The sequence below is a fragment of the Streptomyces sp. NPDC051322 genome (genome assembly GCF_040689485.1).
Classification (GTDB): domain Bacteria; phylum Actinomycetota; class Actinomycetes; order Streptomycetales; family Streptomycetaceae; genus Streptomyces.
In genome coordinates, this window is sequence record NZ_JBFBAK010000004.1 from 351,080 (window position 1) to 367,440 (window position 16,361).

The window sequence follows — 16,361 nt, forward strand, 5'->3', positions numbered from 1 at the left end:
GGAGGCCTCTCTCCTGAATCACTCATGAATCGGCCATCAGAAAAGGAAGTATCGCTGCGCCATGGGCAGTTCGGCTGCCGATGCCGGCTCGACGGGCTCGCCGTCGATGGTCACGGTGAAGGTGTCGGCGTCGACCTCGACGCGGGGCAGCGCGTCGTTCTCCCGCATGTCCGCCTTCCCGACGGCGCGGGTGCTGCCGATGGCGACGAATTCCTTGCCGGGGCCTCGGCGTTCGGCCAGACCGTCGTCGAGGGCGGCCTGCGTGACGAAGTTGACCGAATTCGCCGCCGGGGCCCGCCCGGTCGCTCCGAACATCGGCCTGGGCAGGACCGGTTGCGGGGTGGGGATGGAGGCATTGGCGTCTCCCATCTGGGCGTAGGCGATCTGTCCGCCCTTGAGCACCAGTTGGGGTTTGACGCCGAAGAACGCCGGGTCCCAGAGGACGAGATCGGCGAGCTTGCCGCTCTCCACCGAGCCGATCTCCCGGTCCAGGCCCTGCGCCACGGCGGGGTTGATGGTGTATTTGGCGACATAGCGACGTGCACGATGGTTGTCGGCGCGGCCGTCGCCCGGCAGGGCGCCTCTGCGCTTCTTCATTACGTGGGCGGTCTGCCAGGTACGGAGCGTCACTTCTCCGATGCGGCCCATCGCCTGGGCGTCCGAGGAGATGATCGAGATGGCACCCAGATCGTGCAGGATGTCCTCGGCCGAGATGGTGGACGGCCTGATCCGGGACTCCGCGAAGGCCAGGTCCTCGGGAACAGCTGGGTTGAGGTGGTGGCAGACCATCAGCATGTCGAGGTGTTCCTCGATGGTGTTGACGGTGTACGGCCGGGTCGGGTTGGTGGAGCTGGGCAGGACGTTGGGTTCGGAGACGACGGTGATGATGTCGGGAGCGTGTCCGCCTCCCGCGCCCTCACTGTGGTAGGCGTGAATGGAACGCCCGGCGATGGCCGCCAGGGTGTCGCCGACGAAGCCCGCCTCATTCAGCGTGTCCGTGTGGATGGCGAGCTGGGCGCCGGTTTCCTCGCAGACACCCAGGCAGGCGTCGATGACGGCCGGGGTGGCGCCCCAGTCCTCGTGGATCTTGAATCCCAGAGCGCCGCCGCGCAGTTGGGAGTGCATCGCCTCGTGGGACATGGTGCTGCCCTTGCCGAGCAGCCCGATGTTCACCGGGTACGCCTCCAACGCATCGAACATCCGGGCGAGGTGCCAGGGACCGGGCGTCACGGTGGTGGCCTTGCTGCCCTCCGCCGGGCCGGTTCCGCCACCGACGAGGGTGGTGACCCCGGACGACAGCGCCTGGTCGATGAGCGTGGGGGTGATGAAGTGCACGTGGGTGTCGATGGTGCCGGCCGTGAGGATCTTGCCGTTGCCTGCGATGACTTCGGTTTCCGGGCCGATGACCAGGTCGGGGTGGACTCCGTCCATCGTGTCGGGATTACCGGCCTTGCCGATCCCGGTGATACGTCCCGCCCGGATGCCGATGTCCGCCTTGACGATGCCCCAGTGGTCGAGGATCACAGCGCCGGTGATGACGGTGTCCGGGGCGCCCTGCGCGCGCGTGGCGCGGGACTGGCCCATCGACTCGCGGATCACCTTTCCGCCGCCGAACACCGCTTCGTCGCCGGACCGGCCGGGGCCCCCGCAGCGGTCCTCCTCGATCTCGACGAGAAGCTCGGTGTCTGCGAGGCGGATCCGGTCCCCGGCGGTGGGGCCGAAGAGGTCGCCGTACACGGCGCGGGTGAGTTCAGCCATCGAGGGCTCCTGCGGTCTCTCCCCGCAGTCCCGGGACGATGCGCAGCCCGGCGATGGCAACCAGTTCGATGTCGACGGGGATGCCGGGCTCGAAGCGCACCGCGGTTCCTGCGGCGATGTTCAGCCGACGGCCTTGCGCCGCGGCACGGTCGAAGCGCAGAGCCGGATTGGCCTCCGCGAAGTGATAGTGGGAGCCGACCTGCACAGGGCGGTCGGCGATGTTGAGAACGGTGAGACGGGTGGCCCGGCGGCCCTCGTTGAGGGTCAGCGGGTCTTCGGCGTACAGAATCTCTCCGGGGATCATCGGTGCCACTCCCCGGTCAGACGATCGGCTCGTGCACGGTGACGAGCTTGGTACCGTCCGGGAAGGTCGCCTCGACCTGAACCTCGCGGAGCATCTCGGGGATGCCGTCCATGACGTCCGCCCTGGCGAGCACCGTGCGCCCCGACGCCATCAGCTCGGCCACCGTACGGCCGTCCCGGGCACCTTCCAGGATGTGCGAGGTGATCAGCGCCACCGACTCGGGGTGGTTCAGTCGCAGGCCCCGCGCCCTGCGCTTCTCCGCCACGTCCGCCGCCACATGGATGAGCAGTCGTTCCTGCTCATGGGGTGTCAGTTGCACGCTTCCGCCTCACCGTCTTCGTCCCGGCCCCGGTCGGGCACCGCGGACCACTCGACTTCAACATTTTGTTGACACGGTGCGAAACCCCCGGCCACCAGGCATTGCACATTACGGCGGAAGTTTTTCCGGCACGTTAACCGGCCTTTTGCTGGGCCATGATCATTGCTTGCGGTATGCATTCAACGGACCGCGCAGGGTCACCCCGCGACACGCCGTCTCCTGCCATCCTTTCGGATGCCACCCCTACCCCGATGGGCGTCGCCCGGAAGACTTAGACAGGCAGGGCCCGACGGCTCGCCCCGATTTGCACGGCACGCCCGAGCACTCACCGCAGAGCGCGGCTGCACACCTGGTGAGGGACCCGCACCCGCCGGCCGGTCGGTGGTTCCGGAACCCCGCCCACTCGGATGGGCCAGGGGTGAGCGGACCGGCGAACCGGCAGTGTCAGGCAGAAATCCGGCGCGCGGTGAGTGAAGATCCCTGGGACGACAAGCCCCCGCCACCACGGCGGGGCGGTCCGGGCGGACGCCGAGTCCTGCCGCCGTACCCGGACGTCTGGTCGACACGAGTGGATCGGCAGGAGTGGAGGACCCAAGCAGTCCGGGGCGACAGACGTGTCGCCCCTTGGGGTGAAGCCGCTGCAAGGAGGGCCGACCGATCAGTCGGCCACCCGCCCGGCGGCCGGGCAACTTCGCCGGCCCGAACCCGACAGGTCAACCTTCTCAGGCGGTTTGACGAAGGGTTGCGCATGACTGCGCAGATTCACATCCCGTCTCTGCTCACCCGGGCCGGAACCGCTTCGGCCCTCACACTCGCCGCAGTAGCGGGGACCTCGCTGGCGCCCGGCGCCACACCCGAGGCCCAAGCCGCGACACACGCCGCAAGAGCGGTGCAGATCGCGGCATCCAAAAAGGGATCGCCCTATCAGTGGGGCGCAGCCGGTCCCTCCCGGTTCGACTGCTCCGGGCTGACCTTCTATTCGTTCAAGAAGGCAGGCAAGAAGCTGCCACGCACCGCCCAGGCGCAGTACAACAAGGTGCGCCATATCGCTGCTTCCCACCGCAGACGCGGGGACCTGGTGTTCTTCCACTACGGGCGGAACGTCTTCCATGTCGGCCTGTACGCGGGAAGCGGCAAGATCTGGCATTCGCCGAAAACCGGTTCCGTGGTCAGGCTGGAGCGGATCTGGACCAAGAACGTCTGGTACGGGCGCGTGAACTGAACAAGCGGCGGGCGCGGCTGCCGCAGGCTCAGGTCCGGTCGGCAGCCGTCCAGGGCAGGGCGATCCACACCGTCTTGCCGCCTTCCCGGGTGGGGGTGACCGACAGCCGGCCGCCGCTCTCGGCGGCCAGCCATCGGATGATCACCATGCCCCGGCCGTTGTCCTGCTGGACCGCTGCGGGCAGCCGCTGGGGCCAGCGTGGGTGACTGTCCGTGACACCGATGCGCAGCAGTTCGTCCCGCTCGAGCACGATGTCCACGGTGAAGGTCGGTGACTGGCCGAAGGTGTGCTGCACGGCGTTGGTCGCCAGCTCGGAGACGATCAGCCGGATCGCGTCCGCCGCGTCCGTATCGGCCGGCAGGCCCCAGTCGGTGAGCACCCGGGCCACATAGGACCTGGCCGCCGGAACCGAGGCAGGTTCGCTCGGCAGGGTGACTTTTGCTTCCTGGTGGTCTGCCATGACGGCCTGTCCCTTTCCCACCGGTGCCGGCTCCGACCCGTTGCGGATGCACTTCGAGGACGGCCTCGGATTGCCCTTCGCGCCAGCGTGACACTCATAGTGACCGCATCATCGGCGATCCACAAAGATGGGCCTGTATCAGTCGCTCAAAGTGATGAACTCTGCTACGGGAGAACGTATTTGGACGGCGAGCAGGTGAACGGCCGTTCTCCGTCTCGGGTCAGCCGGCGGGCGCGGTTCGCAGCAACGTCCGTACGGCCCGGGCGACCTGCGCCTCCGTCAGGTCGGCACGCGCGGTGAGACGCAACCGGGAGATGCCGTCCGGCACCGAAGGCGGCCGGAAGCAGCCGACCGCGAGTCCCGCTTCCCGGCAGTCGGCGGCCCAGCGCACCGCCGCCGCGGGCGACGGCGCGCGTACGGACACCACGGCAGCCTGCGGGCGTACGGCGCTCAGCCCGGCCTCGGTGAGACGGTGGTGCAGTGTGCTCGCCACCGTACGGGCCTGCCCGCCGAGGGCGGGTTCCGCACGCAGCAGCCGCAGGGCCGCCAGGGCCGCGCCCGCCGCGGCCGGGGCCAGGCCGGTGTCGAAGATGAAAGTGCGGGCCGCGTTGACCAAGTGGTCGATGACCCGGGCGGGGCCCAGCACCGCACCGCCCTGACTGCCCAGGGACTTCGAGAGGGTGACCGTGGCGACCACGTCGTCCGCGCCGGCCAGCCCCGCGCCGTGCAGCGCTCCCCGGCCGCCTTCGCCGAGCACCCCGAGACCGTGGGCATCGTCCACGGCCAGGGCGGCACCGTGACCGCGGCACACGGCGGCCAGGTCCGCGAGTGGCGCCGCGTCACCGTCGACCGAGAAGACCGAGTCGGTGACGACGAGGGCGCGGCCCCGGTGTGCGCCGAGCGCCTTGGCGGCCGCCTCCGGATCGGCGTGCGGAACGACTTCGGTTGCCGCCCGGGACAGCCTGCATCCGTCGACGATCGAGGCGTGGTTGCCCGCATCCGAGACGATGAGCGAACCCCGGTCGGTCAGCGCGGTGAGGGCCGCCAGATTGGCGGCGTATCCGGAGGAGAAGACCAGCGCAGCCTCGAAGCCACAGAAATCGGCGAGGTCCCGTTCCAGTTCGGCGTGCAGTTCCGTCGAGCCGGTCACCAGCCGTGACCCGGTGGCACCGGCACCCCAGCGGCGGACCGCTGCCGAGGCCGCTTCGGTGATCTCCCTTCTACGGGCCAGCCCCAGGTAGTCGTTGCTCGCCAGATCCAGCAGATCCGAAGCGGCCGGGCGTGGCCGCAGCGTGCGGACGAGGCCGGCCCGGGCCCGCAGGGATGCCGCGGTATCGGTCCAGTCGAAGGGCGATGGAGGCGTGACACCCGGCATGATCAGTCCCTCTTTGTAGGCAGTTCACAGACCCTAGCGGGGGCCATGCGGGGTCATGGTGTGGCAATGCACACACCCTTCACGGCGGGTGTTGTTCGGTTCCTCCTTGGCCTGACGTACTGCCGTAGGCCAGGATCACCCCCATGGACCTGCTGAACACGCTGGTGGACAAGGGGCTGCGGCGCGAACTGCCGACCCGTGAAGAGGCGCTCGCCGTACTGGCGACGTCGGACGACGAGCTGCTCGATGTGGTGGCCGCCGCCGGAAAGGTACGCCGTCAGTGGTTCGGACGGCGGGTGAAGCTCAATTACCTCGTCAATCTCAAGTCCGGGCTCTGCCCGGAGGACTGCTCGTACTGCTCGCAGCGGCTGGGCTCCAAGGCCGAGATCCTCAAGTACACCTGGCTGAAGCCGGACGAGGCCTCCCAGGTGGCGGCGGCCGGTGTGGCCGGCGGAGCGAAGCGGGTGTGTCTGGTCGCCAGCGGGCGGGGCCCGACGGACCGCGACGTCGACCGGGTCTCGCAGACCATCGAGGCGATCAAGGAACAGAACGACGGCGTGGAGGTGTGCGCCTGTCTCGGGCTGCTCTCCGGCGGGCAGGCGGAGCGGCTGCGGGCCGCGGGCGCCGATGCCTACAACCACAACCTCAACACGTCCGAGGTGACCTACGCCGACATCTGCACCACCCATGACTTCTCCGACCGGGTGGAGACCGTCCAGCAGGCGCAGGCCGCGGGGCTCTCGGCCTGTTCGGGACTGATCGCCGGGATGGGCGAGAGCGATGCCGACCTGGTCGATGTGGTGTTCGCCCTGCGCGACCTCGACCCCGACTCGGTGCCGGTGAACTTCCTGATCCCGATGGAGGGAACTCCGCTCGCCGAGCAGTGGAGCCTCACCCCGCAGCGCTGCCTGCGCATCCTGGCGATGGTGCGGTTCGTCTGCCCGGACGCGGAGGTACGGCTGGCCGGCGGGCGGGAGGTGCACCTGCGTTCGCTGCAGCCGCTCGCCCTGCATCTGGTCAACTCCATCTTCCTCGGCGACTACCTGACCAGCGAGGGTCAGGCGGGCCGGGCCGATCTGGACATGATCGCGGACGCCGGCTTCGAGGTGGAGGGCACGGACACCACCACGCTGCCCGACCACCGTACGGATCTGGTGTCGGTCCGCCGCCGGGGTGCCGGGACGGACCTCGCGCCCAATGCCTGACACGGACCAGCTGCTCGAACTCGACCGGCGGCACGTCTGGCATCCGTACGGGCCGATGCCCGGACAGCAGCAGCCGCTGCTGGTCGAGTCGGCGTCCGGTGTGCGGCTGCGGGTGGCCGGTACGGGCGAGCTCGTCGACGGCATGTCGTCGTGGTGGTCGGCGATCCACGGGTACAACCACCCGGTGCTCAACGAGGCCGCGCGCGGCCAGTTGGACCGGATGAGTCACGTGATGTTCGGCGGGCTCACCCATGAGCCCGCCGTCCGGCTCGCGGCCAAACTGGTGGAGATCACCCCGGAACCGCTCCAGCACGTGTTCCTGGCCGACTCCGGTTCGGTGTCGGTCGAGGTGGCGGTGAAGATGTGCCTCCAGTACTGGCGCTCGGTGGGCCGTCCGGCCAAGCAGCGTCTGCTGACCTGGCGCGGCGGCTACCACGGAGACACCTGGCAGCCCATGTCGGTGTGCGACCCCGAGGGCGGCATGCACGAGCTGTGGTCGGGGGCGCTGCCGCGCCAGGTTTTCGCGGACGCCCCGCCTGCCGCGTACGAACAGGGGTACGCCGACCACCTCGACGAGCTCATCGGCCGCCATGCCGACGAACTGGCCGCGGTGATCGTGGAACCCGTGGTGCAAGGGGCGGGCGGTATGCGGTTCCACTCCCCCGCATACCTGCGGGTGCTGCGGGAGACGTGCGACGCACACGGTGTGCTGCTGGTGTTCGACGAGATCGCCACCGGCTTCGGCCGTACGGGCACGCTCTTCGCCGCCGGGCAGGCCGGGGTCGCACCTGATGTGATGTGCGTGGGCAAGGCGCTGACCGGCGGTTACCTCACCATGGCGGCGACGCTCTGCACGCCCCGGGTGGCCGACGGCATTGCGCGCGGAGAGGTACCCGTGCTGGCCCACGGGCCGACCTTCATGGGCAACCCGCTGGCCGCCGCGGTGGCCTGCGCCTCGATCGAGCTGTTGCTGGCGCAGGACTGGCAGCAGGAGATCAAGCGGCTGGAGACCGGTCTGCGGGACGGTCTCGCGCAGGCCGCCGCGCTGCCCGCCGTGCGGGATGTCCGGGTGCTGGGCGCGATCGGCGTCGTACAGCTCGATCACCAGGTGGACATGGCGGCGGCGACCCGGGCGGCGGTGCGCGAGGGGGTCTGGCTGCGGCCCTTCCGTGACCTCGTCTACACCATGCCGCCCTACATCACCGGCGATCAGGACCTCGCCCGGATCTGCCGGGCGGTCTGCGCCGTCGCACGGGAGGGATGAGATGACGATTCTCTTCGTCACGGGCACCGGTACCGAGATCGGCAAGACCGTGGTCACCGCCGCTGTGGCGGCCGCTGCCCGGGGGCGCTCGGTCGCTGTGCTCAAGCCGGCGCAGACCGGGCTGGCACCCGGCGAGCACGGTGACGTCGCTGAGGTCGCCCGCCTGGCGGGGCCGGTGACCGCGGTGGAGCTCGCCCGGTTCCCGGAGCCGTTGGCGCCGGCGACCGCTGCCCGGCGCGCTGCGATGACACCGGTGCGACCGCAGGACGTCGCGGACGCGGCGCAGAAACTGGCCACCGAGCATGATCTGGTGCTGGTGGAGGGCGCCGGCGGCCTGCTCGTCCGGTTCGACGACGAGGGCGGCACGCTGGCGGAGGCGGCAGCGCTCCTCGGTGCGCCGATGCTGGTGGTGGCGCCCGCCGGACTCGGTACGCTCAACGCCACCGCGCTCACCGCGGAGGCGCTGCGCGCCCGGGGCCTGCAGTGCGCGGGCGTGGTCGTCGGCAGCTGGCCGGCCGCACCCGGTCTGGCGGCCCGCTGCAACCTCACGGATCTTCCGGTGGTGGCCGGAGCCCCGCTGCTGGGAGCGGTTCCGGAGGGCGCCGGTGCTCTGTCGCCCGCCGATTTCCGGGACCGGGCCACCAGCTGGCTGGCACCGCGCCTGGGCGGTGGCTGGACGCCGCCTCGCTGAGCGTGCGCGCATCACCGGCCGCCGGTGATGCGCGCGAAGCGTCATCGCTCCGTGCGGGGGGAGAATTACGGTGTCCGCAGAGACCCTCGCTGGAGGAGGCACCCGATGCCCGCAGGCAGTGACAGGATTTCCCGCGACGCCGTGCACCATCCGCTCTTCGCGCGCTTCTACGCCCGCTTCAGCGTCAGCGCCGACCTCAAGGGCGGGGTCGCGGCTCACCGCGCCGAGCTGCTTTCGGGCCTCTCCGGCCGGGTGATCGAGATCGGCGCGGGCAACGGACTCAACTTCGCACACTACCCGGCGGCTGTCTCCGAGGTGGTGGCGATCGAACCGGAGCGCAGTCTGCGGCAGTTGGCAGTGCGGTCGGCGATGCGCGCCGAGGTACCGGTCGATGTGGTGCCCGGCGCGGCTGAGGCGCTGCCGGTGAAGAGCGAGGCTTTCGACGCGGCCGTGGCGTCACTCGTCCTGTGCACCGTTCGCGATGTGCCACGGGCGCTCGCCGAGATCAGGCGGGTGCTGCGGCCCGGTGGTGAACTGCGCTTCTTCGAGCACGGCCTGGGAGAGGGCCGGGCGATGGCGACGACCCAGCGGGTCCTGGACCGCACGGTCTGGCCGTTGCTCTTCGGCGGCTGTCACACCGCGCGGGACACCCTGGCCGCCATCGGGGCGGCGGGTTTCGAGCTGGGCGCACACCGGCGGCTCACGGTGCCGGAGAAGGGCCCCCGCCTTCCGTCGTCCCCCTGCGTGCTGGGCGTGGCCCGCCGGCCGTCGGTGAGTGACGCATCCAGGTGAGAGGCCACACCCGGGTGGGTCACAGACACCACTGCCGCAGCTCGTCGGCGATGGACCGGACATCGGCCTTGTCACGCTTGACCAACCGGGCGAGGTCTCTCACCTGCTCGGGCGACGTGACGACCTTCAGCCCGCAGGCGACCAGGTAGCCATAGGCGACAGCAGAGGCGAACATGGCGTTGGAGCGCTCCAACGCCGGTACCTGTAGCAGTAGTTCGAGCAGGGCGGCGGCGCGGCTGTGCGGATCGCGGTAGACCGGGATTCCGAAGATCTCAGCCTCGTGCCGGGCGACGGCGGCCACGAGTGCGCCCCAGTCGGTGACCTGCGGATCCCCGGGCGTCTTGTGTTCGGCGACCATCAACAGCCAGGGAAGGTCGATCCGGAGGCTCAACGGCCGCCCTCCCGGCGCCGACGGCTCGCGGTGAATTCGTGACCGGCTGCGGATTCGTGCGCCGCTGCGGACTCGTCCGCGAACTCCTCGGCGAAAACCGACTCGTACTGCTTCATGAAGTCGGCGGCCGCTTCGACGAAGGTGTGCCCCACTTCGCCGGTGTCCTGCCTGACCAGTTCCTCGATGTACCGGTTCACGCTCATCCCCCGCTGGAGCGCCCGCTCCCGCGCGGCCTCGGCGGTCACCTCGTCCACGCGTACGTTCAGCTGAGTCTTCGCCATACCACCAAGCTAGCGCTGATGTGCTAGCACCCGCAAGAGGGAGCGCTGCGCCGGCTCGGCGGCCGTGGCCGTCCTCGTGCCGCAGAAGCTGCAGAGGGTGTGGACACAGCCGCCGAGAAGGCTCCTCGGGGGCTTCCGGGCTCAGCCGTGGGCCCCCTTCCTGGCGCTGCCCTGGCCGTGGCCCCACGCGTAGGCGAGGCGGTCCGCGCCGCTGGGGCTGTTGGTGGTCAGCGAGAGATCCGTGCCGGTGCCGTGCAGGGTTTCCATGCTGTACGTGTCACCGTTGCGCAGGCCGGGCCAGTAGACCGAACCCATGCCCAGTTCGCGGAAGGTGTCCGTATCGGCCTGCATGTACGCGATGGAGTTGTCCCCGGCGCTGGACCCGTTGTAGTTCAGTCCGGTGGTCATCGGCGCGCCGAACTCGTCCGCGACAGTACGGGAGGCGCAGGATCCTATGCGGCTCTTCAGGTCGGTGACCCACTCCGAGTAGCTGGCGTCGGACTTCCAGAAGCCGTAGTGGTGCAGGGACAGGTAGGTCCCGTTGAAGCGGCTGTCGGCGCAGACGGAGGTCACGCTGTCGTTGTAGCCGGTGCCGCTGACGAAGATCCGGTTCCTGGGGATCTTGGGGTAGTTGCTGATCCACTGGGCGGCGAGATCGGCCCACGCGCTCTGGCTGTAACCGAACGGCTCGTTCATGGGCTCGAAGTAGACGTGACTGTTGCCCGCGTACTTGCTGGTCACCTTCGACCACATCGACCAGAACGACGCCATGTCGTCCACGTGGCCGTCCTTCTGGCTGCCGGCGCCCTCCCAGTAGCCGAGGATGACCTTGAAACCCTTGGCCGTGGCAGCGTCGATGGCACCCGTGTAGGAGTTCCAGAAGGATCCGTTCACGCTGTACGGGTTGATCGGCAGCCGCACCGTGTTGGCGCCCAGATTGCTCCGGAAACCGCTGATGATCGCGGCGGACTTGGCGTAGCTGGTGGCGTAGCTGTCCGAGGTGGAGAGACCTGACGGTACGACAGGGTCGTTGGCGTAGTTGTCGCGCGGGTCGGCCCAGTTGACGCCCTTGAACTGGCTGGTGTTGGTGGCCGCTGCGGCGCTGTCGGCCAGCGGTCCGCTGTTGAGCGCCACGGCCATCAGGCCGGTGGCGGTGAGGGCGGCGGCCAGCAGGCCGCTCAGGGTGCGTCGGGTGCCGTGCACCCTTCGGGAGGGGAGTGTGGGAGGACGCATGTGCGGGTTCCTTAGAGGCTGGGTGGGGCAGTGAGCGGCGTCACACTAAGGTTCTGCCGAGACATCGGCAAGGGTTTCGGCGATTACTTCGACTAAGGCTTTTACAAAGCCCTTGCGGCTATCTGCTGCGGCGGGGTCACCGCTGCCCGCTGGCCCCCGGGGGCCAGCGAGCAGCGGTGACCCCGCCGCCCGCGAGGCTCAGAGGGTCGGCGGCGGTGCTGTGCTGTGCCGCACGATCAGGTCGGTGGGGACGAGCGTGGTGCCCTTTTCCGGCGCGTCGTTGCGGATCTGCCGCAGGACGTCCTCGACGCAGAGCCGCCCGACCTCGGCGAAGTCCTGATGGACGGTGGTCAGGGGCGGCAGGAACGATGCCGCCTCCGGGATATCGTCGAAGCCGACGACGCTGACGTCCTCCGGGACCCTCCTGCCGTGTTCGTGCAGCGCGCGCAGCACACCGAGGGCCATCTGGTCGTTGGCCACGAACACGGCCGTGCAGCGCGGATCGGCGGCGATCCGCAGGCCCGCCCGGTAACCCGATTCGGCCGACCAGTCCCCGCGCAGCAGGGCGGGCTCCGCCCGCCCTGCACCCCGGAGAACCGACCGCCAGCTGTCGACGCGTCGCTCGGCGGAGAAGGAGCCCTCGGGGCCCGCAATGTGCCAGACCGTCTCATGGCCGAGCTCGAGCAGATGAGCGACCGCGGCCCGGGCGCCACCTATCTGGTCGGTGTCGACCACGCAGTACCGGTCGCCGGCGTTGGAATCCACCACCACCACCTGGGCGTGCGGCGGCAGGGTCACGGTCGCGGTGTCCAGGAGATGCACCTCCATGATGATGATGACGCCGTCCACCGCGATCTCGCCGAGGCGGGTGAACGCGCCACGCACCTCGTCCTGGGTCGGAACGGTCACCGGCAGCAGCGTGGTGGCGTATCCTTCCCGCGCCGCCGAGGAGGCAACGGCCTCCAGGGTGCGCATGTTGCCGGTGGTGGAGAGGGTGAACAGGATGACGCCCAGGGTGCGGAACTCGCCACGCCTGAGGGCGCGGGCCGCGCTGTTGGGCCGGTAGCCGAGCTCCCTCATGGCGCTGCGAACCTGCTGCCGGGTGGATTCCACCACTCCCGGGTAGCCGTTGGAGACCCGGGAGACGGTCTGCGTGGAGACGCCCGCCAGCCTGGCGACGTCCGCCATGGACGCACCGCGCCTGCGCCGCGTCCGTCCGCCCGCCCCGTCATCGGCGGGCTGGGTCTCAGCCGTGTTCTCCACGGAGTTGTGCACCTCGCTGCAGCAGTTCCGGCCGGCTGCGGGCCGGCCTCCGGTTCGCCTGAAGTTTAGGCATGTCCTCGGCCTCCTGTGGGTGCCCGGCTGCGGACGCCCACCGCGCTGGGCGCGGAGTGCCGTGCACGGGTGGAGCCGGCCGTTGCGGAGCCGGTCGTACCGTGCGGGTCGATGGAGGCACCACGACCCGCACGGTGGTCCGCACCGGGGGTCAGCGGTCGCGGTGGACGACGGCCACCCCGCGCGGAGCGAGCGTCACCGTTCCGGCGTCGTCGCCCCGTCCGACGAGGACCCGCCCCCCGGTCCCCGGCAGGACGACGGACTGGTCCGTACGGTTGACGAGGAACCAGTACACGCCCGCGTCGTTGACGCGGACCGCCAGCTCGACCCGGCCGCGGGCGTCGGGGGGTAGCTCGCTGCGCACGTCGGCCGCCTCGAGGAGCCGGGACAGCAGGGGGCCGAGGTGACGGCCCAGACGGGTCGACACGTAGGTGGCTGATCCCCCGCCCGGCAGGGTCCGCCGGGTGACGGCGGGACGGCCGGCCTGATCACCGGTCACGTAGTCGGTGAGCACGGTGACATCCGGATCCACCACCGTGATGCGGTCGGTCCACAGGGTGGCGGTGCTGCCGTCGCCGAGCATCACCGACTCGCCGTCGGCCAGCGGGGCCATCTCCTCGATGCGGATTCCCAGCAGGTCGCGCAGGGCCCCCGGATATCCGCCGAGCCAGACGTGGTCGTTCTCGTCGACGATTCCGGAGAAGTACGTCGTCACCAGGTGACCGCCGCCCGTGCAGTATGCGGTCAGCCGGTCGGCGAGGGCCTTCGGTACGACGTGCAGGACCGGTGCCACCACCACGTCGTATCGGGTCAGATCACTGCGGGCGGTGATGACATCGGCGCGTACACCGAGTTCGAGGAAGGCGGAGTACCAGTCGAGCGCCTCCTGGTGGTAGCGCAGCCGGGATGTGGGGTGCGAGTCGAGCTCGGAGGTCCACCAGGACTCCCAGTCGAACAGAATCGCCGCCCGGGCGGTACGCCGGACGGACCCGGCCACGGGGGCGAGGCCGGTCAGGGTCTGCCCCAGTGCGCTCACGGTGCGGAAGATGTCGCTGTCGGGTCCGGCGTGCGGGACCATCGCCGAGTGGTACTTCTCGGCGCCGCCGGCCGACTGCCGCCATTGGAAGAAGGCGACGGCGTCCGCTCCATGAGCCACGTGCAGCAGCGAGTCCCGGGTCAGTTCGCCCGGCCTCTTGGCCTGATTGACGGGCTGCCAGTTGACGGCGCTGGTGGAGTGCTCCATCAGGAACCAGGGGTGGCCGCCTGCGATACCGCTGGTGAGGTTGGCCGAGAAGGACAGCTCGTCCAGGCCCTGCGGACCGGGGGTCACATAGTGGTCGTTGGAGACGAAGTCGACCTCGTCCGCCCAGTCCGGGTAGTTCATTCCTCCGGTTCCGCCCATGACCATGAAATTGGTGGTCACCGGGATGTCCGGGGTCACCCGGCGCAACACGTCGCGCTCCGCGCGCAGGTAGTCCTTGAGCGCGTCGGAGGAGAACCGTTTGAAGTCGAGCTGCTGGGTGGGGTTGGGGTGGGTGGCCGCGAGGCGGGGCGGCAGGATCTGCTGCCAGTCGCTGTAGATCTGGGACCAGAAGGTGGTGGCCCAGGCATCGTTGAGGGCGTCGACGGTGCCATACCGAGCGCGTAGCCAGTCGCGGAAGGCGTGTGCGGCGTCATCGGAGTAGTCGTAGACGTTGTGGCAGCCGAGCTCGTTCGAGACGTGCCAGGCGGCGAGCGCGGGATGGTCGCGATAACGGGTGGCCATCGTCTCGACCAGGCGCAGCGCGTGGGCGCGGAAGACCGGGGAGGTGGGCCGCCAGTGCTGACGGCCGCCGGGCCAGACGGTCTCACCGGTGCGTGTCACCGGCAGGATCTCCGGGTGCCGCTCGACGAGCCACGGCGGCGGAGAGGCGGTGGCGGTGGCCAGGTCGACGTCGATGCCGGAGTCATGGAGGAGGTCCATCACCTCGTCCAGCCAGGCGAAGTCCCAGCGGCCTTCGGCGGGTTCGAGCCGGGCCCAGGAGAAGATGGCGAGTGACACGATGGTGACGCCGGCTTCCTGCATCAGGCGCACGTCCTCCTTCCACACCTCGCGCGGCCACTGCTCCGGGTTGTAGTCGGCGCCGTAGGAGAGTCGCGGGGTCCGGTCGCCGGCGGCCGGGCGCAGCCATCGGTGCGAGGAGAGGGAGGTCATCATGGTCCTTTCAGGTACTGCGGGTCCATCGAGTGGGGCGGGCGGAGCGGTGGTGAGGCCCGCGGGAGCTCTCTCGGGCCTCACCACGCGTGCTCCGAGGAGCGTCAGTTGCCCATGCTGAAGCCCTGCTTCTTGCCGTAGCTGACGGAGGCGTCCTGCCAGGCCTTGAGGCCGGCGGTCAGGGACGTGGAGGAGACGTAGGCCTTGCCGACGGTGTCGTTGAAGATCGAGTTGGCGTAGACCTGGTAGGGCAGGTAGGTCCAGCCGGGCACGACGTTCTTGGCGGACGCGGAGAAGATCTTGTTGGCCTGCTGGCCGCCGAAGTAGGGGAACTTCGTGTCCAGGAACGCCTGGGAGTTCAGATCCGCGGTGGTCGCCGGGAAGGCACCGTCCTTGATCCGGGTCTGCACGCCGGCGCCCTTGTTGGCGTACTGCAGGAAGGCGTAGGCGAGTTCCTTCTTCTTACTGGCCTGCATGACGGCCAGCGAGCTGCCGCCGTTCTCGGCGCTGGCGTGCTGCCCGGCCTGCCACTGGGGCAGCGGTGCTGCCCGCCAGTCGCCGGAGGCCGCGGCCACGCCGGAGGTGAAGTTGGCGGGCATCCAGGCGCCGGTGGACAGGGTGGCGATCGTTCCGTCGGCCAGGCCCTTGTACCACTGGTCGCTCCAGCCGGGAACCGGGGACACCAGGTGTTCGGAGATCAGTTGCTGCCACACCTTGGTGTAGGCGGCGGTGCCCGGGTCGCTGCCGAAGTTGACGGAGACCTTGGTGCCGTCGACCTTGTACGGCTTGCCGCCCGCCTGCCAGACCATGCTGGTGGTCATGCCGGCGTCGCCGGCGTCGCTGGTGATGTACGCCTTCGGGTCCGCCTTGTGCAGCTTGCGAGCCGCGGCCAGGTACTCGTCCCAGGTGGTGGGGACGGCGATCTTGTACTTGTCGAAGACCTTCTTGTTGTAGAACATCGCCATGGGGCCGGAGTCCATCGGCAGTCCGTAGACACCACCGTTGATGTTGACGGAGTTCCACGGGCCGGGCGAGTACGTCGCCTTGAGGTCCTTCGCCCCGTAACTGCTGAGGTCGGCGACGGACTTGCCGAGGGCGAACTGGCCGAGCGCGAAGTACTCGATCTGCGCCACGTCCGGCCCGCCCTTGCCGGCCTGCACGGCGTTCTGCAGCGCGGTGTACTGGTCGTTGCCGGTACCGGCGTTGACCAGGTTCACGTGGACCTTGGGGTACTTGGCCTCGAAGTCGGTGACGACCTTCTTCAGGGTGGGCTCCCACGCCCACACGGTGATCGAGCCACCCTTGCCCAGCGCGGATGCGACCGACTTCGCCCCCGAGGCCGTACTGCCGGAGCCGGAATCATCGGAGGAGCCGCAGGCGGTCAGCCCCAGGGTGGCGGCGCAGAGCACCGCTATCCCCTGTGCCCAGCGGCGAAGCGTCTTGTTCGTCATCTCAATTCCACTCCGTTGTGCGTGATGATCTGCGGCGCCGGCCCCGCCGCACCGCATGGGTGCAGCGGGGAGCGGACCAGCAGGGG

The 16,361-nt window shown here is 69.6% G+C and carries 16 protein-coding genes and 1 riboswitch; of the genes, 5 read left to right on the top strand and 11 right to left on the bottom strand.

Annotated features, from left to right (window positions below; genetic code table 11):
• Window positions 1-36: 36 nt before the first annotated feature.
• From AB0436_RS12740 to AB0436_RS12750, 3 genes are read right to left on the bottom strand one after another with little or no spacing between them, the layout of a single operon-like run.
• On the bottom strand, window positions 37-1,758 hold the full coding sequence (locus AB0436_RS12740) for an urease subunit alpha (RefSeq protein WP_366467820.1): 1,722 nt from the start codon (window positions 1,756-1,758) through the stop codon (window positions 37-39).
• Window positions 1,751-2,062: an urease subunit beta gene (locus AB0436_RS12745; RefSeq protein ID WP_366467821.1), complete on the bottom strand. Its 312-nt coding sequence runs from the start codon at window positions 2,060-2,062 to the stop codon at window positions 1,751-1,753. Before AB0436_RS12745 ends, AB0436_RS12740 begins: the two co-directional genes overlap by 8 nt.
• Before the next feature lie 16 nt (window positions 2,063-2,078).
• Window positions 2,079-2,381 (bottom strand): urease subunit gamma, encoded by a 303-nt coding sequence (locus AB0436_RS12750; RefSeq protein WP_366467822.1) that lies wholly within the window; start codon window positions 2,379-2,381, stop codon window positions 2,079-2,081.
• Window positions 2,382-2,910: 529 nt separating this feature from the next.
• A riboswitch (cyclic di-AMP (ydaO/yuaA leader) is annotated at window positions 2,911-3,125 on the top strand.
• Window positions 3,126-3,129: 4 nt separating this feature from the next.
• Between AB0436_RS12750 and AB0436_RS12755 the strand changes: the two genes are divergently transcribed.
• Window positions 3,130-3,603, top strand: coding sequence for a C40 family peptidase (locus AB0436_RS12755; protein ID WP_366467823.1), 474 nt, complete (start codon window positions 3,130-3,132; stop codon window positions 3,601-3,603).
• 28 nt (window positions 3,604-3,631) lie between these two features.
• Here the strand turns inward: AB0436_RS12755 and AB0436_RS12760 are convergent, their stop codons facing one another.
• Window positions 3,632-4,063: an ATP-binding protein gene (locus AB0436_RS12760; protein ID WP_366467824.1), complete on the bottom strand. Its 432-nt coding sequence runs from the start codon at window positions 4,061-4,063 to the stop codon at window positions 3,632-3,634.
• Window positions 4,064-4,283: 220 nt separating this feature from the next.
• Entirely contained in the window at window positions 4,284-5,438 is a 1,155-nt protein-coding gene (locus AB0436_RS12765; protein WP_366467826.1) for an 8-amino-7-oxononanoate synthase, read from the bottom strand.
• 143 nt (window positions 5,439-5,581) lie between these two features.
• Here AB0436_RS12765 and bioB point away from each other — a divergent pair, with 143 nt between their 5' ends.
• The 4 genes from bioB (at window position 5,582) to AB0436_RS12785 (ending at window position 9,390) form a co-directional block, all read left to right on the top strand.
• Entirely contained in the window at window positions 5,582-6,643 is a 1,062-nt protein-coding gene (gene bioB, locus AB0436_RS12770; protein WP_366467827.1) for a biotin synthase BioB, read from the top strand.
• The gene (locus tag AB0436_RS12775) at window positions 6,636-7,907 is read left to right on the top strand and encodes an adenosylmethionine--8-amino-7-oxononanoate transaminase (protein ID WP_366467829.1); all 1,272 of its coding nucleotides are present in this window, start codon (window positions 6,636-6,638) and stop codon (window positions 7,905-7,907) included. Before bioB ends, AB0436_RS12775 begins: the two co-directional genes overlap by 8 nt.
• A 1-nt stretch (window position 7,908) precedes the next feature.
• Complete coding sequence (bioD, locus tag AB0436_RS12780; protein WP_366467830.1) at window positions 7,909-8,598, top strand: dethiobiotin synthase; 690 nt, start codon at window positions 7,909-7,911, stop codon at window positions 8,596-8,598.
• Window positions 8,599-8,703: 105 nt separating this feature from the next.
• Window positions 8,704-9,390 carry a class I SAM-dependent methyltransferase gene (locus AB0436_RS12785; RefSeq protein ID WP_366467832.1) on the top strand — a complete coding sequence of 229 codons (687 nt, stop codon included), beginning with the start codon at window positions 8,704-8,706 and terminating at the stop codon, window positions 9,388-9,390.
• Between the two features lie 19 nt (window positions 9,391-9,409).
• On the opposite strand, the gene AB0436_RS12790 is transcribed toward AB0436_RS12785, so the two are convergent.
• The 6 genes from AB0436_RS12790 to AB0436_RS12815 all read right to left on the bottom strand — a co-directional run bounded on the left by AB0436_RS12790 (window position 9,410) and on the right by AB0436_RS12815 (window position 16,275).
• Window positions 9,410-9,781 carry a fic family toxin-antitoxin system, toxin component gene (locus tag AB0436_RS12790; protein WP_366467833.1) on the bottom strand — a complete coding sequence of 124 codons (372 nt, stop codon included), beginning with the start codon at window positions 9,779-9,781 and terminating at the stop codon, window positions 9,410-9,412.
• Window positions 9,778-10,062, bottom strand: coding sequence for a toxin-antitoxin system HicB family antitoxin (locus AB0436_RS12795; protein WP_366467834.1), 285 nt, complete (start codon window positions 10,060-10,062; stop codon window positions 9,778-9,780). The genes AB0436_RS12790 and AB0436_RS12795 overlap by 4 nt, the downstream gene beginning before the upstream one ends.
• 141 nt (window positions 10,063-10,203) lie before the next feature.
• On the bottom strand, window positions 10,204-11,202 hold the full coding sequence (locus AB0436_RS12800) for a cellulase family glycosylhydrolase (protein ID WP_366467962.1): 999 nt from the start codon (window positions 11,200-11,202) through the stop codon (window positions 10,204-10,206).
• Window positions 11,203-11,493: 291 nt separating this feature from the next.
• Window positions 11,494-12,483 carry a LacI family DNA-binding transcriptional regulator gene (locus tag AB0436_RS12805; protein ID WP_366467963.1) on the bottom strand — a complete coding sequence of 330 codons (990 nt, stop codon included), beginning with the start codon at window positions 12,481-12,483 and terminating at the stop codon, window positions 11,494-11,496.
• Between the two features lie 298 nt (window positions 12,484-12,781).
• On the bottom strand, window positions 12,782-14,827 hold the full coding sequence (locus AB0436_RS12810; protein WP_366467835.1) for a beta-galactosidase: 2,046 nt from the start codon (window positions 14,825-14,827) through the stop codon (window positions 12,782-12,784).
• A 101-nt stretch (window positions 14,828-14,928) separates the two neighbouring features.
• Window positions 14,929-16,275, bottom strand: a complete 1,347-nt coding sequence (locus tag AB0436_RS12815; RefSeq protein WP_366467836.1) for a sugar ABC transporter substrate-binding protein — start codon at window positions 16,273-16,275, stop codon at window positions 14,929-14,931.
• Window positions 16,276-16,361 lie beyond the last annotated feature (86 nt).